Origin of the sequence: Hymenobacter gummosus, assembly GCF_003970915.1 — a bacterium.
In the GTDB taxonomy this organism is placed as follows: Bacteria; Bacteroidota; Bacteroidia; order Cytophagales; family Hymenobacteraceae; genus Solirubrum; species Solirubrum gummosum.
Map to the genome: position 1 here is coordinate 114,796 of NZ_RXOF01000011.1, position 19,797 is coordinate 134,592.

Annotated in this window: 20 protein-coding genes; 8 read left to right on the forward strand and 12 right to left on the reverse strand. The window is 66.7% G+C overall.

All coding sequences use genetic code 11. The features are described from left to right. Positions 1-10 precede the first annotated feature (10 nt). From EJV47_RS18130 to EJV47_RS18165, 8 genes are all read right to left on the reverse strand, one after another. On the reverse strand, positions 11-547 hold the full coding sequence (locus EJV47_RS18130; RefSeq protein ID WP_126694594.1) for a GAF domain-containing protein: 537 nt from the start codon (positions 545-547) through the stop codon (positions 11-13). A gap of 55 nt (positions 548-602) precedes the next feature. After that, on the reverse strand, positions 603-1,208 hold the full coding sequence (locus EJV47_RS18135) for a hypothetical protein (protein ID WP_126694595.1): 606 nt from the start codon (positions 1,206-1,208) through the stop codon (positions 603-605). A gap of 290 nt (positions 1,209-1,498) precedes the next feature. After that, a complete protein-coding gene (locus EJV47_RS18140) occupies positions 1,499-2,287 on the reverse strand; it encodes a LytR/AlgR family response regulator transcription factor (RefSeq protein WP_126694596.1) in 789 nt (262 codons plus the stop codon). Between the two features lie 139 nt (positions 2,288-2,426). Beyond that, entirely contained in the window at positions 2,427-3,533 is a 1,107-nt protein-coding gene (locus tag EJV47_RS18145; protein WP_126694597.1) for a sensor histidine kinase, read from the reverse strand. A gap of 83 nt (positions 3,534-3,616) precedes the next feature. Then, entirely contained in the window at positions 3,617-4,321 is a 705-nt protein-coding gene (locus tag EJV47_RS18150) for a hypothetical protein (RefSeq protein ID WP_126694598.1), read from the reverse strand. A gap of 416 nt (positions 4,322-4,737) precedes the next feature. Continuing rightward, positions 4,738-6,942 carry a TonB-dependent receptor gene (locus tag EJV47_RS18155; RefSeq protein ID WP_126694599.1) on the reverse strand — a complete coding sequence of 735 codons (2,205 nt, stop codon included), beginning with the start codon at positions 6,940-6,942 and terminating at the stop codon, positions 4,738-4,740. Between the two features lie 242 nt (positions 6,943-7,184). Beyond that, the gene (locus EJV47_RS18160) at positions 7,185-7,862 is read right to left on the reverse strand and encodes a hypothetical protein (protein ID WP_126694600.1); all 678 of its coding nucleotides are present in this window, start codon (positions 7,860-7,862) and stop codon (positions 7,185-7,187) included. Between the two features lie 165 nt (positions 7,863-8,027). Next, a complete protein-coding gene (locus EJV47_RS18165) occupies positions 8,028-10,004 on the reverse strand; it encodes an ATP-binding protein (RefSeq protein WP_165903815.1) in 1,977 nt (658 codons plus the stop codon). A gap of 256 nt (positions 10,005-10,260) precedes the next feature. Here EJV47_RS18165 and EJV47_RS28110 point away from each other — a divergent pair, with 256 nt between their 5' ends. After that, the gene (locus tag EJV47_RS28110) at positions 10,261-10,677 is read left to right on the forward strand and encodes an ester cyclase (protein ID WP_165903816.1); all 417 of its coding nucleotides are present in this window, start codon (positions 10,261-10,263) and stop codon (positions 10,675-10,677) included. A gap of 265 nt (positions 10,678-10,942) precedes the next feature. Further along, complete coding sequence (locus tag EJV47_RS18175) at positions 10,943-11,776, forward strand: hypothetical protein (protein ID WP_126694603.1); 834 nt, start codon at positions 10,943-10,945, stop codon at positions 11,774-11,776. On the opposite strand, the gene EJV47_RS18180 is transcribed toward EJV47_RS18175, so the two are convergent. Then, on the reverse strand, positions 11,773-12,318 hold the full coding sequence (locus EJV47_RS18180; protein ID WP_165903817.1) for a DUF4136 domain-containing protein: 546 nt from the start codon (positions 12,316-12,318) through the stop codon (positions 11,773-11,775). The two genes, EJV47_RS18175 and EJV47_RS18180, sit on opposite strands and share 4 nt — an antisense overlap. A 63-nt stretch (positions 12,319-12,381) precedes the next feature. Next, entirely contained in the window at positions 12,382-12,816 is a 435-nt protein-coding gene (locus EJV47_RS18185) for an EamA family transporter (RefSeq protein WP_126694605.1), read from the reverse strand. 221 nt (positions 12,817-13,037) lie between these two features. Here EJV47_RS18185 and EJV47_RS18190 point away from each other — a divergent pair, with 221 nt between their 5' ends. The 3 genes from EJV47_RS18190 (at position 13,038) to EJV47_RS18200 (ending at position 15,332) form a co-directional block, all read left to right on the forward strand. After that, on the forward strand, positions 13,038-13,988 hold the full coding sequence (locus tag EJV47_RS18190; RefSeq protein ID WP_126694606.1) for a 3-oxoacyl-ACP synthase III family protein: 951 nt from the start codon (positions 13,038-13,040) through the stop codon (positions 13,986-13,988). A 253-nt stretch (positions 13,989-14,241) separates the two neighbouring features. Further along, a complete protein-coding gene (locus EJV47_RS18195) occupies positions 14,242-14,928 on the forward strand; it encodes a carboxypeptidase-like regulatory domain-containing protein (RefSeq protein WP_126694607.1) in 687 nt (228 codons plus the stop codon). Positions 14,929-14,963: 35 nt separating this feature from the next. Further along, positions 14,964-15,332: a hypothetical protein gene (locus EJV47_RS18200; RefSeq protein WP_126694608.1), complete on the forward strand. Its 369-nt coding sequence runs from the start codon at positions 14,964-14,966 to the stop codon at positions 15,330-15,332. Between the two features lie 101 nt (positions 15,333-15,433). On the opposite strand, the gene EJV47_RS18205 is transcribed toward EJV47_RS18200, so the two are convergent. Together EJV47_RS18205 and EJV47_RS18210 are read right to left on the reverse strand one after the other, a co-directional pair. Next, positions 15,434-15,694 (reverse strand): hypothetical protein, encoded by a 261-nt coding sequence (locus tag EJV47_RS18205; protein WP_126694609.1) that lies wholly within the window; start codon positions 15,692-15,694, stop codon positions 15,434-15,436. Positions 15,695-16,115: 421 nt separating this feature from the next. Continuing rightward, complete coding sequence (locus tag EJV47_RS18210; RefSeq protein WP_126694610.1) at positions 16,116-16,580, reverse strand: hypothetical protein; 465 nt, start codon at positions 16,578-16,580, stop codon at positions 16,116-16,118. A gap of 156 nt (positions 16,581-16,736) precedes the next feature. On the opposite strand from EJV47_RS18210, the gene EJV47_RS18215 reads away from it, so the two are divergent. The 3 genes from EJV47_RS18215 to EJV47_RS18225 all read left to right on the forward strand — a co-directional run bounded on the left by EJV47_RS18215 (position 16,737) and on the right by EJV47_RS18225 (position 19,663). Then, complete coding sequence (locus EJV47_RS18215) at positions 16,737-17,186, forward strand: GNAT family N-acetyltransferase (RefSeq protein WP_126694611.1); 450 nt, start codon at positions 16,737-16,739, stop codon at positions 17,184-17,186. A gap of 276 nt (positions 17,187-17,462) precedes the next feature. Next, positions 17,463-18,719, forward strand: a complete 1,257-nt coding sequence (locus EJV47_RS18220) for a porin (protein ID WP_126694612.1) — start codon at positions 17,463-17,465, stop codon at positions 18,717-18,719. A gap of 179 nt (positions 18,720-18,898) precedes the next feature. Beyond that, positions 18,899-19,663, forward strand: a complete 765-nt coding sequence (locus EJV47_RS18225; protein WP_126694613.1) for a hypothetical protein — start codon at positions 18,899-18,901, stop codon at positions 19,661-19,663. Positions 19,664-19,797 lie beyond the last annotated feature (134 nt).

The window sequence follows — 19,797 nt, forward strand, 5'->3', positions numbered from 1 at the left end:
CAGCGCTGTTTCAGCCCACGTCTTGCCCGCGCATATAGGCCTGCACGGCGGGCATCAGCAGCGGGGCGGCGGCTTCGAGGTAGCGCCGCTCGTCGGCCGTCCAGTGGTGGGGGTGGCCGAACACGCAGGGCTGCAAAATGCCCCACAGCTGCCCCGCGGCGTCGAGCACGGGGGCGTGCACCAGCGCCCGGTGGCCGAAGGTGCGGCGCTCGAAGTCGCGGTTGAGCACCTCGGGGCCGGCCGCGTCCACGTCGTCGACGAACACCGCGGGCTCTGCGGCCAGCGCCGCCCGAAACAGCGGGTCCTGCCGGGGCAGCTCCCCGGTGTCGGACTGCCAGTCGTGGCGCGGGTCGGGCACGGCTTCGTCGAGGCGCCAGACCAGGGCAATGCGCCCCCGCTCCCGGGCCGGGTCGCGCACGTAGAGAAAGCAGCGGTCGGCGCGCACCTGCGGCCCAATCAGGGCCAGGGCGGCGGTAAGGGCAGATTCCGGGTCGAGGGTAGCGGTCAGCAGGGCTTGCAGCTCGGGCAGGGCGGCGAGGTCGTTCATAGCGGCGGGGGTTGGCTGAAGCGTACGAACGGCCGCAGCCGAAGTTGAGGGCTGCTCAGCGCAGGCTCAGCAGGACGGCGGCGGCCAGCAGCCCGGCAGCAGAGCCCACCAGCACCTCAGGGCCGGTATGGCGGCCCAGCACCACCCGCGAGGCGGCAATAACCCCGGCCAGGCCGGCGGCCAGCAGGCCCCAGCCGGTGCCCGCCGCCAGGGCCAGGCAGCCGGCCAGGTAAAACGACAGCGCCGCGTGCAAGGACACCTTCAGGCGCCGGTTCAGCCCGTAGCACAGCAGCACCAGTCCGCCGGCCACGGCCATCCCCGCCCGCCAGCCGGCCGCGGCCGGGTGCAGCCACACGCCGGCGGTGGCCAGGCCCAGCAGCCCCAGCACCAGCGGGTAGAGCGTGCCGCGCTGCTCCCGCCGCGACACGTCGAAATTGGTGTAGCGCCCGCGCCGCACCTGGTAGTAGCTCCAGGCCGCTACCGGCAGCAGCACGCCCCCGGCCACGGCACCCGTCACCCAGGCCGCCGCGGGCGCCGCCAGCTGCCGAAACGCCCAGAAGCCCACGAACAGCCCCACCGTCAGCAGCGGGTGGCCCAGGGTCGATACCACGGCGGCCAGGCGCCGGGCGCGCGGACTTGGTGGAGTAAACAAAGGGCTCATGTGGCGACGCGAGAAGCTGTTCCGGAATCAGGAATCTTGTCAACTCAAGCTGTGGAAAGGCGCTAGGGCTAGTTCCCCTCCTCAGCTGATTCCGCGCATCAAGCGGCGTGGGGTTAGGGGTGGTTGAAAAACTAGAGTTAGAAATTACTTGCGGCAGTCAGCACGCGAGATGTCTCGCGGGGCTCGACATGACGTTCTGGTTGCTTCATTCTAACGTCAAGGTCAACCACCCCTAGCCCCACGCCGCTTGCTGCGCGGAATCAGCTGAGGAGGGGAACTAGCCTTAGCTGCTACCGGTCCAGCCACTGGCGAAAGGCGTTTACCCGTTCGCGGCTGACCAGCACGTCGCCTTCGGGGGCGGTGGGGTGCAGCACGGTTTTCAGGCGGGAGTTGGTGTAGTGGATGATGTCCTGAATGGCTTCGTGGTGGACGAGGTAGGCGCGGTTGAGGCGGAAGAACTGCTGGGGGTCGAGCAGCTTTTCCAGCTGTTCCAGGGTTTGGTCGAGCACGAAGCGGCGGTTTTCGCGGGTCTGCACGAAGGTGGCTTTTTCCAGGCTGAAGAAGTAGCTGACCTGCTCCACCGGCACCACTTTCAGGTGCTCCCCCACCTTTACCACGAACTGCTTTTTGTACTGCTGCTGCTGGGGCTGCAGCTGCTGCAGCACCTGGGCCAGCACGGCCGCATCGAGGCTGGGCGCGGGTGCGGCGGCCGGGGCGGCCTGCCGGGTGGCGCGCAGCTTGTGCAGGGCCCCGGTCAGCTCGTCCTCGTCGATGGGCTTGAGCAGGTAGTCGATGCTGTTGACCTTGAAGGCGCGCAGGGCGTACTGGTCGTAGGCGGTGGTGAAGATAACCGGGCAGCGCACCTGCACCCGCTCAAACAGCTCGAAGCTCAGCCCGTCGGCCAGGTGAATGTCGAGGAAGAGCACGTCGGGCGGCGCGGCGGCATTTTCGAGCAGGGCCACGGCGGCATCTACCGAGTCGGCGTGGGCCAGCACCTGCACGGGCGGCTGCTGGCGGCGCAGCATGTCGGTCAGGCGCTTGGCGGCCAGCGGCTCATCTTCGACGACGAAAGCAGTCATTTATCTAATGTGCTGATGTGGAGAATGTGCTGATGTGCTGATGCGGGCAGTGCGCCGCCCTAATGAGAGGCGGAAGATGCGAATGTACTGAGGGGCTTTCTGCAATTAACACATTAGCACATTCTCCACATTCTGCACATTAAGACAAGGCCAGCACGGGCAGCGTCACGCTGAATTCGGTGGCGCCGCGCTCTACCTGCACGGGCTCGGGGGTGAGGTGGCGGTAGCGGCCCTGCAGGTTGGGCAGGCCCAGGCCGGTGGATTCGCCGGGCAGCACGCGGCGCGGGCGCAGGGTATTGACCACGCGCAGGCGGCGGCCGGTTTCGTCCAGCTCGATGCGCAGCTGCAGGGGCTGGCTGGCGGTGGCTACGTTGTGCTTAAGGGCGTTTTCCAAGAGCAGCTGCAGGCTCAGCGGGGGCACCACGGCATCGGCGGGCACGGCGGCGGGCGGGGGCATGTCCACCTGCAGGGCCTCGCCGTAGCGGATGCGCTGCAGAAACAGGTAGGACTGGGCAAACTCCAGCTCATCGCGCAGCGACACCACTTCGCGGCCGCGGGCGTCGAGCACGTAGCGGTACACCTGGGAGAGTTGGCGGATAAAGCGCACGGCCGTTTTGGGCTCCTCTTCCACCAATGAGGTCAAGGCGTTCAGGGCGTTGAACATGAAGTGCGGGTCGAGCTGCTGGCGCAGGGTTTCGGCCTCGGCCTGGGCCATTTCGCGCTGCAGCCGCTCGTTGCGCAGCAGCTCCTCGCGCCAGCTCAGCAGGAAGGAGCGGCTGTGCATCACCAAGGAAATCAGCGAGGCGGTGGCCAGCGGAAACACGTAGCGCGGCCAGATGCGGCCCGACCAGAGAATGTCCACGTCGTAGCCGCGGTAGAGCACCAGGAAGCCGAAGTTGATGATGACGACCACCACCAACGAGCCGCCCAAGGACACCAGCAGGGTCAGCAGCAGGCGCTTCACCGGCTCGCGCCGCCACAGCACGTAGCCGTCGAGCCAGTCGACGGAGTAGCCGTTGGCCAGCCACAGGCCCATGGAATAGGCGAAGTTCATGGTGTAGTTCACCAGCATGGCCGTGGGGTCGCCCCAGCACGAGGGGCAGGTGAGGGAGCCGATGACCACCGACATGATAACCACCGACAGCAGCAGCCGCAGCCAGCGGCGGCGGTTCTGGCTGGACCAGCGGCGCGGGGAGGGCATCTGGGTTTTGGCTTCGGGCATGGCGGCGGTGGCGAGGGTAGTCATCGGGCGCTACAAGATAATGGGGACAAACTACACGCCCCGCCGGGCGTAGCGGCCGGGCGGGGCGTTGGGGGGCGGGGCCGGGCTTACTTGGCGGCCTGGGCGCTGGCCGTGGCGGGCTCGTACTGCTTCAGGCGGCCCAGCAGCTGCCGCTCACCCCAGTTGGGGGCGTTGGGCGTGGCGGGCTTGAAGGCGGCGTAGCGGGCTTTGGCCTCGTCGTACACCGGCTTGGCAGCCTCGGCCCCGCCCCCGAACATCTTGGGCGTGTAGTAGAGGTTGTTGCCCTGCACCAGGTAGATGCGCGGGTTGGCCGGGCTGAGCTTCTTGGCCTGGGCCAGCGTCTCGTTGACTTTCTGCGAGTAGGTCATGGAGCGCATCATCGGCGAGATGCCCAGGCGGGCCTGGTACACGTAGGCCTGCAGCACCAGCAGCTCGGCTTCGTCGCCGCGCAGCTTGCGGGCCTGCCCGATGGCAGCTTCGGCCTGGTCGAGGTACTTGTCGCGCACGTCGCCGTCTTCCTTGCTCTGGAAGGTGGCAATGAGCAGGGCGTAGGCCTGGTAGTAGCGGGGCAGCCAGTCGGCGGGGGCCACGGCGGCGGCGCGCTCCAGCTTGCCGGCCAGCGCCTTCAGCTCGGCCACGTCGCCGGTGCTCATTACGTCCTTGATGGTGGCGCCCAGCTGCTCCTGGTAGCCGGCGGGGGCGGTTTGGGTGGCGGCGGGGGCGGCTTTCTGCTGGGCAGCGGCGGCGCAGGAAGCGGCGGCCAGGGCGAGGAGGAGCAGGGACTTTTTCATGGCGTTTGGGGGAGGTTGGGGTGAAGGTTTCGGATGAGGCAGCGGGCGTGTGCCGCTCTGGTGATTCAAAGGTGGGCGCCGGCCGGGCCGCCCGAAATTTTTGGTTACCGAAGCGTCGGTTGGGGCGGATGAACCGTAGCCGGGTGGCGACTTAGTGATTTAGCGACTTAGCGAAGTGCCGTGCTGACGTTATTTCTCGCAGAGGTCCGCAGAGGATTTCGCGGAGGTGCGCAGAGGGCAGATGGCTCAAGGCTTGGATTCGTTCTAAACCAACCAAGAGAAAAAGCAAGGCCGGAGCGGCGAAAGTCTAGAAGCAGTCTAGACGCACCCTAGAAGCAGTGTAGAGACAGGATATCGGAATAGTGCTACCAGTATTAGCCCCCCCGCTTCACTAAGTCGCTAAATCACTAAGTCACTTATTCCGGCGCAGTTTCGGTGTCGGCGGGGCGCTGCTTGTTGATGGAGATGAGCAGGCCGGCGAAGAGCATGCGGGGGGCGGCGGGCGTCACGGCCACGCCCTGGTAGAGGCCGGTGGCGTCGGGGGTGGCGGCGTAGCGGTAGCCGAACACGTTGTCGCGGCCCAGCACGTTGGAGCACGACAGGTGCACGATGGTCAGGTGCTTGCGCAGCGTGGTCACGTAGCTCAGGTTCAGGCTCAGGTCCTGGTAGCTGGGCGTGCGGCCCTGGTTGTAGCCCGGGCGGTTGGGGTCGTGGTAGGCCCGGGGCGAGGCGTAGCTGGCGGTAGCGCCCACCAGCGTGTGCAGTCGGTGAATCCAGTACTTGCCCACCACCGTCGCGTTGTGCCGCGACACGAAGGTGGGCACGGCGGCCACCGGGTCCTGGCGCTGCTGCCGGCGGGCGTCCACCAGCCCGTAGCTCACCCAGTAATCGAGGCCCTTGACGGTCTTTTTGTCGCGGAAGAACACGTCGAGCCCGCGGGCGTGGCCCCGGCCGGTGCTGGCGTAGCCGAAGGGGTTGTAGGGGTTCAGCGCGTCGTAGCGCACGAGCTGGCCGTAGGTTTTCTGGTAGGCTTCCAGGCGCAGGGTCCGGTCGTTTTTGATGCGCTGGTAGGTCACGAGGTAATGGGCGGCCCGCTCGAAGCGCAGCGCATCATTGTACTGGCCGAAGCGCAGCAGGTCGTTGGTGGGCGTCTGGTAAAACAGCCCGTAAGCGGCCGAGAGCTGGCTGCCTTCGCCGGGCAGCTGGTAGGCCAGGGCCAGGCGCGGGGCGGCGTTCCAGCGGCCCAGCACCCGCGAGTATTCCCCGCGCAGCCCGGCCCGGGCCACCAGCCGGTTGCTGAACGCCATGTCCGATTCGGCAAAGCCGGCTACCCGGGCCTCGGTGAAGCCGGTGCGGCGCATCAGCTCCTCGGGCGTGGCCTGGAACTGCTGCCGGAACTGTTGGCCCACGGCCTCGGTCCCGAGCTTGAGGTTGAAGTAGGTGCCAGCCGAGTCGTTGGTCAGCACCACGCGGCCCACCAGGCTCTGCTCCAGCTCGTGCAGGTACTGCTGGTCGGGGCGGATGGTCTGCTCGTCGCGGGTGCCGGCCACGCCGGTCTGCAGGCTCCAGCCCCGGCGCAGGGGGCTGCGGAAAGTGGCGTTGAGGTACTGGTTGTTATTGCGCAGCGCCACGGGCATGCCGTTTTCGTAGCCGGGCATGGGCTGGCGCAGGGCAAATTCCTGCTGCGTAACGGCCCCGTAGGCCTTGGCCATGCCGGCCTCCCCTACCCGCTGCCGCCAGGCCACCGAGCCGCCGGCCGAGCGCGGCGCCACCTGCCAGCCCCAGCTCTGCGGCACCACCCGGTAGTAGGGCTGCAGGTTCACGTAGTCGCCCGTCACGGCCACGGAGCTGCGCTCAAACCGCTGCTGGTGCGAGAGGCTCAGCCCCACCGACAGCAGGGAAATGCCGGTCTGCGTTTCGGGGGCGAGGTCCACCGAGCTGAGCCCCACCACCGCCGACAGGGCCTGCCCGTACTCGGCCGAGTAGCCGCCGGTGCTGAAGACCATGCCCTTGAACAGCTGCGGCGAGAAGCGGCCCCGCGCCGGAATGCCCGACACGGAGGCGTTGTAGGGGCTCTGCAGGGGCAGGCCGTCGAGGTACTGCCGGGTTTCGGAGGCCGCCCCGCCGCGCACGAACAGCTTGCCTTCCTCCCCGTTGCGGGTGGTGCCGGGCAAGGTGTTCAGCGCGGCGTTGACGTCGGCCAGGGCGCCGGCGGTGGTTTGCACGTCGCGGGTGCCCAGCACGGTGCTGCGGCTTTCCTCGCTGGCCACGAAGGCCCCGGCCGTGATGGTCACGTCGCCGAGCTGGTTGCGCACCTCCTTCAGCGTGAGGGCGAAGCGCTGCGCCTGCCCGTCGAGCGTCACCGGCTGCTCCTGGGGCTGGTAGCCCAGCAGCGTCACCAGCAGGGGCAGCGGGCCGGTCTGGCGGGTGGTGAAGCGGAAGCGGCCGAGCGAGTCGGTGGTGGCCCCGTCGAAGGTGGTTTTCAGGAACACGTTGGCCCCGGGCAGGGGCTGGCCGGCGGCGTCGCGCACGGTGCCGCTGAGCGTGGTAGTAGTGTTTTGGGCAACGACGGCGCTGGTAGCAAGCAGCAGCGGCAGGGCGAGGAATAGCGGACGGTTCATGGCGCAGAAGGGCGAGGTTCTGCGTCAAAAGTGGCTGTGCTGGGGGCCTGCGCGCCACTTGCTGCTACCGAAGCGTCGGATGAGCGGGATGAAACGTCGGCGGGGCGGATGAGCTGTAGCGCGGGCTTTAGCCCGTGTCCGTCCGCATCCTCCTTCATCCTAGCCTGGTCCCGCCTGCCGAAGCGTAAGCGCCCAAAAAAACGGCAGCGTCCCGCCCTGCCGTTGTTTGCCCTGTTATCAGCCTACAGCCGCTTACGTAGCAGCCGGTACTGCACCGCGATGGTATGGCACAGCAGCTTATCGAAACGGTTGTTGACTACGCCTCGGTAAAGGTAGTTGGTGCCCAGCCACAGCGGCCAGCGCGGCCCCAACGGTTCCAGACTCATCCCGATGCTGGCGTGCCGGATGCGCAGGTCCAGTATGCCATCGTAGGGCCCGTTGCGCAGGTAAAACGACTCACCCGTGTTCAGCACTCCGTAGCCCAGCGACACGGCTGCCGGCGACCAGCGCCGCCGCTTGCGCAGCGTGTAATTTACGCTCACATCCTGGTCATACAGCCATTTCTTCAGGTCTTCGGGCGTGTAAGAGCCCCCAATTGGAACGGAAGGCGGCATAGGCTTATGGTAGATTGGCCCGTAGTGTACAAACCCGCTGTAGGCAATGCCTACCCGACCCTTGGACACCATAACTTTCCCGCCCACGGACACCTGCTGAATATTGGCTTCGGCGTTATAAGGCACGTAAGGGTCGTAGTAGACCGAGCCGAAGTTGAACACGTTCAAGCGCGTGGAGCGCACCTTTACTTCGCCAAATGCCTGCACGTACGCGGGCTGGCGCCAGAACGAGCTGTCCTGCTGCGCCCAGGCGGGGCTGGTGGCTGCCAGCAGCGTCATTACCATAATTAATTTGTCTGGCAGCATGGGCAGTAGCTGATAGCTCAATAGGAAAGAAGACAGGCTGGAGTATTCACCCAACGCGCCTGCTGCTCACATTATTTTCGCCTACCTGCCTGCCGAGTACGTTTCGGGCATTCCGGGGCCGTACCATCATACCGCCGCCCAGCCACACGCGGGCTGAAGCCCGCGCTACGCCGCCCCCGGCAGCGTGATGGTAAACGTGGTGCCCACGCCCTCTTCCGAGTGCAGGGTGAGCGTGCCGCCATGGCCAGTCGTGACGATATCGTGGCTGAGGGCCAGGCCCAGGCCGGTGCCTTCGCCCACGGGCTTGGTGGTGAAGAAGGCCTCGAACACCTGCGCCCGCACCGCCGGGCTCATGCCGATGCCGTTGTCCTGCACCTGGATTTCGGCCCCGCCGCCGGGCAGCGGGCGGGTGCGCACGGTCACGGCCGGCAGGTAGTCGGGCGGGGCCGTTTGCTGGCGCTGGCGGGTGGCGTAAAAGGCGTTGGTGCACAGGTTCAGCAGGGCGCGGCCCAGGTCCTGCGCGGCCACGGGCAGGGCGGGCAGTTCGGGCGCCAGGTCCAGGTGCTGCCGGGCCGCGAAGTCCGGAAACTGCTGGCGCAGGCCCTCGTAGGCGAGGCTCAGCTGCTCGGCGGCCAGGGCATTGAGGTCAGTGGGCTGGCGCGGGGCGCGGCCGGTGCGGGCGTGGTCGAGCATGCCGCGGATGATGGCCGTGGCCCGCTGCCCGTGCTGGCTGATGCTAAGCAGGTTTTCCTTGAGCCCGTCGAGGATTTCGCGGTCCAGGGCCCCGTCGCCGGTCAGGCGCTGCTGCCCGTTGATGGCGGCCAGCAAATCGGTGCCGGCGGCGGCAAACTGCTTGACGAAGCCCAGCGGGTTCTGCAGCTCGTGGGCCACGCCGGCCGTCAGCTCGCCCAGGAAAGCCATTTTCTCGCGCTGCACCAGCTGGGCCTGGGTCTGCTTCAGTTCCACCAACGAGGCCTGCAGGGCGGCGTTGATGCGCTGCTGCTGGCGCTGGTGCCAGGCCAGCAGGCCCACCAGCCCGAGCAGCACCGCCACCCCGCCGAGCAGGGCGTAGCGCTGGTAGCGGGCCCGCAGCTCCTGCTGGGCGGCGGCGGCCTGCTGGGCGCGCTGCCGCTCCCGGTAGTCGAGGCTCTGCAGGCGCATCACCTTCTCCTGCCCGAAGAGCGTGTCTTTCATCACCAGCATGCGGCCCTGGTACTTAAAGGCGCTGTCGATGGGCCCGCGACGGGTGAATTCCTTGGTCAGCACGATACTGGCGTTGAGCACCCCGCGCAGAAAGCCGTTGGTCTGGGCGGCCTGGTAGCCCAGGCGGGCGTAGTAAATGCTGGAATCGGCGCGGCCCTGCTGCTGGTAGAGGGCGGCCAGGCCCACGTAGGCGAAGTTCAGGCTGCGCAGGTGGCGCAGGCGCCGCGACTCGCCGATGCTGCGGCGGTAGTACTCCAGCGCCTCGGCCACCCGGCCTTCCTTGCGGGCTTCCTGGGCCAGGCCGTAGAGGATGTAGTTGGTGGGCGAGTGGATGCGCCGGGCCAGCGTGTAGGCCTGCTGCTGGTAGTACCAGGCCGAGTCGAGCTGGTTGTAGAGGTCGTAGGCCAGGCCGATGTTGCTCAGATCCACCACCTGCCGCTGCTCGTCGCCGAGCTGCTGGCCCAGGCGCAGGGCTTGGAAGTAGTAGCTCAGCCCCACCTGCCGGTCGCGCAAATACACGTAGATAATGCCGATGCTGCGCAGGTTCTGGGCCTGCAGGGGCACATCGTGGGTGGTGCGGGCCAGGTGCAGCGAGGCCTGAAACAGCTCCAGGGCCCGGGCCAGGTTGCTTTCGCGCAGGGCCGCGCCCTGGCGGTTCAGGGCCTCGCCTTCGCCGTGCCGGTAGCCGATGCGCCGGGCCAGCCGCAGGGCGCGGTCGGCGTAGGCAGCGGCCGAGTCGGTGCGCTGGGCCCAGTACTGGTCGCTGATGCGGCAGAGCAGCAGCACGCGGGCGGTATCGGGCAGCTGCGGCTCCCGCACCCGGCGCAGCAGGCTGTCGAGCATCGGGGTGCCGGGGGCCGCCGCGCGGACCCGACCGGGTAGGGCGGCCACGCACAGCAGCGTGCACAGAGCAAAGCGGCAGAAGAAGGAAAGCGGCACTAGAGCGCGGGTAAGGCGGCGGCCGGTATGGGTAGCCGCGCACGGAAGTGCAAATATATCAGCCGGCTCCGCGGTTTGCCGCAGCGCCCCCGCCGCCGAGCAAAACCGCCTGCCAAGCCCCGAAATGCCGCTGCCGGCCGGGTTGGCCGCGCCCCTACCGGCCGGGCTTTCGAAAGCATCATCGAATAAGTATATTGAGTTGCGCCGCCGGCCGGTGGCCCGTTTTCATCCCCTAATCCCTCAACCCCTCCCTGTTATGGACGTTTCAGCCTCCGCCCTGCTGCACTGGTACGAAGACGTGTGGAACCAGCGCCAGGAGCACCGCATCCAGGAGCTGGTGCACCCCGAAGCCGTCATCCACGGCCTGGGCCTCGACGAGACGCGCCGCGGCCCCGAGCTGTTCCGGGAGTTCTACCAGGGCTTCAGCAGCGGCTTCACGGATATCCAGGTGACGGTGCAGCGCGTGGTGGCCGAGGACGAGTACGAAACGGCCCTCTGCGACGTGACGGCCCGGCACCGCGCCACCGGGCAGCCGGTCAGCTTCTCGGGCCTGAACATGGTGCACCTGCGCGACGGGCAGATTTACGAGGCCTGGAACCAGTTTGACTTCCTGCAGATGTACCGGCAGCTGGGCCAGGAGCTGGCCCCGGCCAACGTGCCCGCCGGCGCCTGAGCCCCGGCCTGATAAATACTAGCCTAAGCCAGAGCTACAGGATAAAGGCCAGTTCCCCTCCTCAGCTGAGGAGGGGCTAGGGGTGGTTGACCAACCGTTGAACAGCCACCCAGAAACGTCATGTCGAGCGAAGTCGAGACATCTCGCGTGCTGACTTCCACAAGTAATTTCTAACTCTAGCCCTTCAACCACCCCTAGCCCCTCCTCAGCTGAGGAGGGGAACTAGCTTGTAGCTTCGCAAGCTGATTTCTATCTACACGTGTCTATGCTTCGTCGCACTATCCCCGGCCTGCTGCTGAGTGGCCTGCTGGCCTGTCAGAGCCAGTCAACTGAAAATCAAAGCCCTGGCAACGACGCAGTAGCCACCGTCCCAGCTACCACCGTTGATTCACCGGCCCCAGCAGTTCCGAAGCCTGCTCCGGCGCCGCCGGCCCCCGCCCTGCCGCCCGTTTCTAAAGAATCCTACCCCTACACTATTCCGCCCGTCGACCAGACGCGGGACGATGCGGCGCTGCAGAGCTTTGTGCAGCGGGTGCTGCGGGCCTGCGCCCGGCGCGACCAGGCCGCGCTGCTGGCCCTCGTCGACGACAGCGTGGACGTGTCGATGGGCGGCGGCCTCGTTGGCAAGCGGGACTTCGTGACGGATTTTCTGAATGCGCCCCGCAAAGGCCAGGGCTTCCAGCACCTGGCCGACATCCTCCGCCTGGGCGGCACCGTGCAACGCGACTCGGCCGGCCACCTCACCTCGGCGACGTTTCCGTACCTGCAGGACGCAAAGCTCTACCAGCGCAACCGGCAGCTGGACCAGTTGAGCACCGACCCATTCGCTACCTACGTGGGCACCGCGCCCGGCATCGTGGTGCACGAGCAGCCCAGCGCCCGGAGCCGGGTGCTGCGCCGCCTCGACTACCCCGTGCTGCTGAGCGACTACGGGAATACGCCGGCGCCGGCCGGCTCCTGGCTGCAGGTCACGGCCGCCGACAGCAGCTTCCGCGGCTACACCGACGCCCGCCGGCTCTACTGCCTGGCCGGTGTAATGCTGATTATCCAGCCCCGAAACGGCCGGCTGCTTATCCGCAGCGTGGCGCCCTACGACTAGCGCGCCGGCACCGGGTAGCGGCCGAACAGCTCGGTAATGCCCTCGTCGACGCGCCGGGCCGACTTGGCCGGGTCCTTGCTGAGCGGGCTGGCCGTGACGCCCTGCCAGATCAGGTCGTTGCGCCGGGCATCCACCACGTCGACGGTGACGGTGCCCACCTCGTAGGTGCCTACGGCCACTTCGCCGGCCTGCCAGTGGTAGTTGCGCTGCCCGATGTAATAGGGCGCCCCGTCGGTGCGAAACTCGGTCTGGCGCGTCTGCACCTTTTCCTCGTTTACCACCCCGATGTTGACCCACAGCTCGGGCTGCTCGGCGCGCCGGTAGCCGCGGCGCTCCAGTTCGCGGGCCACGGCCTGCTTCACCTCTTCCACGCCCACCCCGGCCCGGCTGAAGGCGGCCTCGTTGCGGGCCTCACCGGGCAGAAAGTTGTAGGTGCGGTAGGTGCTGAAGTCGACGCCCGGGGCCTGCTCCGTCGACTTGATTTCGGTGGTGGAACAGGCCGCCAGCAGGGGCAGCAGCAGGAGCACAAGGAGCTTTTTCATGGCCGGAAGCGGGTAGGTTGCTACCCCCGTCATACGTAGCCGCGGCCGGCGCGGCCCGGTTCGCTAGTTATTCATCGACTTCTGCGAAAGGGCAATGAGCACGGCGCCACCCAGCATCAGCGCGGCCCCCAGCACCAGCTGCCAGTTGAGCTTTTCCTTCAGGAAAATAGCCGCCAGAATGACCACGAACACCAGCGAGACTTTGTCGAGCACGCCGGCGCGGGAGGCGGCCCCGAGCTTGAGGGCCTGAAACGAGAACAGGGACGAGAGGGTGGTAACAATGCCCGCGGCCACCAGAAACAGCAGGTCGCGGCGCGGAATGCTGCTCAGCTCGGGCAGCTTGCCCTGCCAGCCCGCCACGCCCCACGACACGAGCAGTATCAGCACGGCCTGCACGGCAAAGGCCAGCACCGGGTCCACGTTTTTGACGCCGATTTTGGTGAGCGTGACAACGACGGAGGCCGACAGCGCCGCCAGCAAGGAAAAAACTACCCACATACCTGAAAATCAAGCGGCGGACCCGGGGCCGGGTGGAGTTCCGGCGGGCGGCTCCGCCCCGGGAAGGTACGGGCCCGGGCGGGCCGGGTTACCGCCGCCCTACTTGGCGCAACGCCCCGGCGCGTGCTTCGTACGCCCAAGCCTGCCTACCTTCGAGCCGGCCAGACGCTTTCCCCCGTTGCCGTGCCGTTGTTCCTTGTCTGCCTACCCCCATCTTTTCCGTGTACTTACACCATGTTGCGGCGTACCTGCCCGCTACCGTTGTTGCCAACGACCATTTTACCCGCCTCAACGGGCTGTCTTCCGACTGGATAATTGAGCGCACCGGCATCCGGGAGCGGCGCCGCGCCGCCCCCGGCGAAAACGCCAACACCATGGCCATTGCGGCCACGGAACAAGTGCTGCGCGAAGCTCCCGCCGTGCCAGCTGCCGCCATCGACCTCATCGTGGGTGCCACCTACACGCCCCACGACACCATTGTGACGCTGGCCCACGCCGTGCAGCACGCCCTGGGCGTGGCCGATATTCCGGTGGTGAGCATTTCCTCGGCCTGCTCCTCGCTGCTGAACGCGGTGGAAATCGTGCAGGGCTACTTCGCGCTGGGCAAGGCCCGCCGGGCGCTCATCATTACCTCGGAGCACAACACGGCCTATAACAACGAGCAGGACACCGTGGCCGGCCACCTCTGGGGCGACGGCGCGGCGGCCCTGCTGCTCACGGCCGATAAGCTGGCCGAAACTGATTTGCGCATCGACGAGGTCATTACGGCCGGGGCCGCCACCGTGGGCAAGGCCACCACGGCCGTTACCCTCAAGCCCCTCGACCGCGACATCGTGATGCCCCACGGCCGCGACGTGTTTCAGTACGCCTGCCAGTACATGACGCAGGTGACCGAACAGGTGCTCAAGCGCCACCAGCTCACGGTGCAGGACCTGGCCTACCTGATTCCGCACCAGGCCAACAAGCGCATCAGCGACGTGGTGCTGCGCAACACCGGCCTTGCGCCCGAGCGCCTCGTCTCAAACGTGGAGCGCCTGGGCAACACCGGCTGCGCGGGTGCCGCCATAGGCCTGGCCGACACGCTGCCCCGCCTGCAGCCCCACGACCGGGTGGTGGTGACGGTGTTCGGCGGCGGGTACTCGTACGGAGCCATGCTGCTCACGCGCGAGTAAGCCGCCGGGAAAAAAGTTTCGAGAAAAACCCACCGCTGACCAACGTCAGCGGCCGGCCACCGTGCGCTTTAATTGTCAGTTGGTTACGTTTCCAGACAACATCCACAGCGCTGCCGGACCGCGGGGTTTAGCAGGATAACATATAGCTTTTACTATCCATTAATATGAAACCCTGCTATTCCTTTTGCCTTATAAGGCCCATCATTTGGTTGCCGCGCCACGTGTTTTCTCATCTACCACACCGCGTATTGACATGAAACTTAGTACCACTCCTTTCCACCCGCAGACGGGCGAATTGCGGCCTGCCCACCGGGATGCGTACCTGCGCGGTGATTTGTCGAGCGAAAACACGGCGTTGGTAGATGCCTACCTGCAGGCCAACAAAGGCCTGGCCGACGAGACGCTGCGCCGCTTTTACGAACTGAAAAACAGCGGGCACGCCGTAAAACCCGTGGGCTGGGTACAGCGCCAGTTCGATTTGATGCGCACCGAGCCGCAGCGCTTCCGCCGCCGGGCGGCCACGCTGGTTGTGGGCACGGCCCTGCTGGGCGGCGCCGTTTTCGCCGGCACCAACCTGCCCACCGCCAACACGCCCACGGCCAATCTGCCTACGCTGAACGCCGAAGACCTGGCTGCCGAAGCCGGTGCCGACAAGGCCGTGCGGCTGGTATCGGTGCGGGGCCGCATTCTGGACGAGAATGGCCGGCCGCTGGTGGGCGCCACCGTGCTGCGCAAAGGCACCAGCACCGGCGTGAGTACCGATGCAACGGGCAGCTACACGCTGCGCGTGCCGGCCGGTCAGGCCAACACCCTGCAGTACGCCTACGCGGGCTATAAGGAGGAAGAAATGCGCATTCTGGGCGGCCACACGGGCGACGTGACGCTGCTGCCCCGTGAGGCAGCACCGGTAAAGGCCAAAAAACGCTGGCTGCTCTTCTAATCGGCAGTTCACTTCTCTCTTCCTTTTCCCGTTTTATGTCCACCATTACCCCAAACCAAGCCGTTCAGAACATCCTGAAGGAGCTGCCCTCGCTCGTTGCCGTGGCGGTTGTGGAAACCGAAACCGGCATGCCGCTGGCGCACCACTCCAACCTGGCCTCGTTCGACGCGGAAACCGCCGCTGCCTACAACACGGAGGTTATCAAGCAGAAGCTGAAGGCTATCCAGGCCCTGAAGCTCAACCAGGTGGTGCAGGACATCCTGCTCACGCTCACCGACCAGCTGCACCTGCTCAAGCTCTCGGCCGACGGCGGCAAGTTCATCTACCTGGCCGTCAACTCGGCTGATACCAACCTGGCCATGGCCCGCCAGGTACTGAAAAGCCAGTCGTCGGTGCTGAACTAAGCTACTTCATTGCTTTCCCGAGCGCACCGGGAGCAGCGGGCCAAGCGGCTGCTGCTCCCGGTGCGCGGTTTTAGGGGGGTAGTGGTTTCCGCCGGCCCCGGTTAGCGCGGCGGGGTTGCTTCGTCCGGAAGTGGGGCCGCGGCCCGCAGGCGAAAGACCGCGCCGTACTGCCGGGCTTGGTAAACGAAGTGCGCGGCCTGGGCCCAGTCGGCCACTTCAATTGCGCGGTTGCCGTGGTAGAACAAGCCACCGATTCGCTCACTAGCTTCGCCCAAATGAACCTGAACCAGGTCCATATACAGTTTGACCAGCGCCAGGCGCTGAGTCATCGGTTTTAGCTCCACCAGGACGATAAAAGGCATAGGCTATGCTACATATTTAGCCGCATCCATCGGTCAGCAGCGGCAGCCGTCCTACAAACAAGCCTCGCCATTACCAATTCCTGCATTACGCCGCTGTTATTTCTCGGCTGACTCCAGGCCGTGGAAGTGCACGGTACGGTAGCCAACCGGTAACATTCCGCTAAAGGGGCGGGGGTGGTTTTGCCGCCAAGACCAAACCTCTCCCAACACATGTTGTTTCGTGATTTAGCGCGAGTCACGCAACTCGGCGCGGCCGGTATCGCCTTGCTTTTTCTGAGCCACGCAGTGCTGGCGCAGACGCAGGCCGTGAGCGGCGTCGTGACCGATGAAAAGGGGCAGCCGCAGAACAACGCCGCCTCCCCGCACCCAGTTACGGGCTGCGGGGAGGCGGCGTTGTTCTGCGGACGGGTGAGGCCCGGGCTTAGTCGTTGTTGCCGGTGGCGCCTTCGTCGGTGAAGCCGCTGGTGGCTTTGGGGCTCGATTTGGTTGATTTGGCCACTTCGTCGTTCAGCTTCGCGTCGACCGGGGCTTTCGAGCCCGAAGCCGCGCCGTTGCTGTCGGCGGCTTTGCCGGTGGCCTTTTCTTTCAGATCGGCCACTACCTGCTCGGCCTGGCCCTTGAAGTCAGCGGCGGCTTTTTCGGCCTGCTCTTTCAGGTCGGCACCGGTCTTGCTGGCCTGGTCTTTCAGCCTGCCGGCCTGCTGCTTGATGGCCGGCCACTTGCGGCGGCCCAGAATGGCCAGGGCCCCGGCCCCAACGGCCAGCAGCGCCCCGCCAATGAGGGCTTTGTTGCTGATGCCCCGACGGCGGGGCTGGGCGGAATGTTCGGCGCTGGTAGCGGCACCAGCCGGATGCTGGGCCTTCACGAATTTGAGCTTCTTGGTCATGGTTGTGTGACGTATGAGGGAAGGATGTGCTTGCCCTTACGCAAGCGGCGCGGCCCACGTTGGGAAAAAATGTCCCGGCTCGGCAGCAAACGGTCTTTTGGCCGCAATCCGCGGGCCGGCGCGTACTTTTGCGCCCTTTCCCGTTTCCGCTGCCCCATGACCCTGACCTGGATTACCAAACCCTTCGCCGCCCTCACCCTCGCCGAGCTTTACGCCCTGCTGCAGCTGCGCAGCGAGGTCTTCGTGGTGGAGCAGCAGTGCGCCTTTCAGGACATCGACGGGCAGGACCAGGCGGCCTCTCACCTGCTGGGCCTCACCTACACGGGCGAGCTGGCGGCCTACGCCCGGCTGTTCGGCCCCGGCCTGAGCTACGCCGAAGTAAGCATCGGGCGGGTGGTGGCCGCGCCGCGCCTGCGCCGCTACGGCTTCGGCCGGGAGCTGATGCGCCGCGCCATTGCGGAGTGTGAGGCGCTGTTCGGCCCGCAACCCATCAAAATCGGGGCCCAGCTCTACCTGAAAGCTTTTTACGAAAGCTTCGGCTTCCGGCAGGTGGGTGACGGCTACCTCGAAGACGGCATTCCGCACATCTACATGCGCCGCGAGTAGGCGCATTTGCCAGCCGGCTGGATTGCACGCCAGCTGCCTTGGGGCAAAGCCGCCCGCACCAACGCATAACCACGCCCGAAAACCCGCCGCCGGGCGCCGCGCCAGCCGAGTCAGCTCCGGCCAGCGCGGCGCCCGGCGGCGGGTTTTTCGGGCTAAGGGGGCCGCACCGACTGCTGGCCCCGGGGCCCGCCGCACCGACTTGGTAACACAGGCTTAACACTCGGGACACGCAGAAGTAACAGCTGATAACTCACTTTGCGGTAGCATTATCATTGCATGAAACTTTCGTTAAGCGCCCTGCTTCTGCTCGCCGCGCCGGCCCTGGGCCAGGTGCCCGCCGACTCCGCCAAGCCTGCCGCGCTGCGCCGGCTCATTGCTCCCACGGCCGCCCCGCCCAGCACGGGCGAAACGGCCAAAAAGCACTGGTACGAGGCGGTTTCTATCCGGGGCTACATGCAGGTTCGCTACAACCGCCTGCTCGAAACCAACCCTGATTTGAAGTGCGAGCAGTGCGACAAATCCTGGGGCGACAACGGGGGTATTTTCTTCCGCCGCATCCGCCTGATTGTCTACGGGCAGCTGCACCCGCGCATTTACTTTTACCTGCAGCCCGACTTTGCCAGCACGCCCGGCGGCAGCACGAGCGGGCACTTCGGCCAGATTCGCGACGCCTACTTCGACATCGGCCTGGATGCGAACAGCCAGTTTCGGGTGCGCCTGGGGCAGAGCAAGATTCCCTACGGCTTCGAGAACATGCAGTCGAGCCAGAACCGCCTGGCCCTGGACCGCAACGACGCGCTGAACAGCGCCGTGGTGAACGAGCGGGACCTGGGCGCCTTCCTGTACTGGGCCCCCACGAAAATCCGGCAGCGCTTCGCCAGCCTGGTCAGCGACGGGCTGAAGGGCTCGGGCGACTACGGCGTGCTGGCCCTGGGTGCCTTCAACGGGCAGGCGGCCAACCGCGCCGAGCAAAACAACGGCCTGCACGTGGTGGCCCGCCTGAGCTACCCCTTCCTCATCGGCAAGCAGATTATCGAGCCGGGCCTGCAGGCCTACACCGGCCGCTACGCCCTCTCGACCGACCAACTCTCGCGCGGGGTGAAGTATTGCCCCACGATGAACTACGTGGACCAGCGCGCGGCCGCCTCCTTCGTGCTGTATCCGCAGCCGCTGGGCTTTCAGGCCGAGTACAACGTGGGCCGCGGGCCGGAATTCAACGCCGCCACCGACAGCATCGAGACGCGGCGCCTGCACGGGGGCTACGCCACCGTTTCGTACCGCGCCCGGGTGGGCGGGCAGCAGTTTTACCCCTTCGTGCGCGGGCAGCACTACGAGGGTGGCAAAAAATACGAGCGGGACGCGCGCAGCTACCACGTGCGCGAGCTGGAAATCGGGCTGGAGTGGCAGCCGCTGAAGTTTCTGGAGCTGGTGCCGATGTACACCATTTCCTCGCGCCGCTTCGAGGACTACCAGACCCAGGGCAACCGCCAGCGCGGCCGCCTGCTGCGCCTGCAGGCCCAGCTGAATTTCTAGCCTTGCTCCGACACTCGTCTGCAACAGGCAAACCAGAACGAGTGCGGGCCTTGCGGACAAGCGCAGGCGCCGAACCGGCGCCGCTTCGCCCGTAGCAGACCGCTACAGCGGCCACTGGGCGGCAAAAATAGGCCCGCAACTATATACAGCCTGGGCCATCGACGGCTATTTTAGCCGCCATGCGCCACTTCGCCCCGCTCCTGCTTGCCCTGCTGCTTGCCCTGCCGGCCCGGGGGCAGCAGGCGGCCCGCTACCTGTTTCTGCAGGTGTACCAGCCCCTGAGCATCGACCAGCGCCTGCTGCCGCTGGCGCCCCCACTGGGGCCCGAGGCGCGGACCGAAGTAGCCGCAGCCCTCACCGGGCGGCTGCAGCAGCTGGGCTTCACGGTGCTGACGGACCGGGCCGCGTTTCGGCAGCTGGCCGCCGGCAGCTACCACGCCCTCACCTACGCCGAGGTGCTGTGCCGGCCCCTGGGCAGCCGCTGCGGCGTGACCGTGCTGGTGCACGACAGCCTCAACAACGTGCTGCTGCGCGAAACCGAAACCCGCGCCACCTACCCGGCCGCTGCCCGGGCCCTGGCCACCCACGGCCGCTTCGAGCTGCGCTACCGCGGCCTGATTCCGGCCCTGGAAACGGCCAACCCCCAGTTGCCAGACGTGGATGGCCTGGGCCTGCTCGACTACGCCGCCGACCTGTTTCGCGACGCCAAGCTCAGCCGCCGCATCCAGCAGCAGGGCCTGGCGCTGGAGCTGCACGTCGACGAGGTAGGCCTGCTCACGCTGCAGTGCGTGGCCGTGCCCGCCGACCTTTCCGCCGCCCAGCAGGAGCTTATCGGCCGGGCCCTGGCGGCCACGCCCCGCTGGCGGCCGGCCTACGCCGAGGGCCGCCGCGTGGCCCGCAGCTTCCGCCTGCTGCAGGACGGCGACGCCGGCCCCAGCAAGTAGCCCGGTGGCGGGCCGCCCGACGGCTTTCCGACTATTTCACTGGCCCCGGTTAAACGCCGGGGCCTTTTCATTATCTGACCGTTACCCATCCCGCCCGGGCCGCGGGGCCGCCAGGCTGGCGGCCCCGCGGCCCG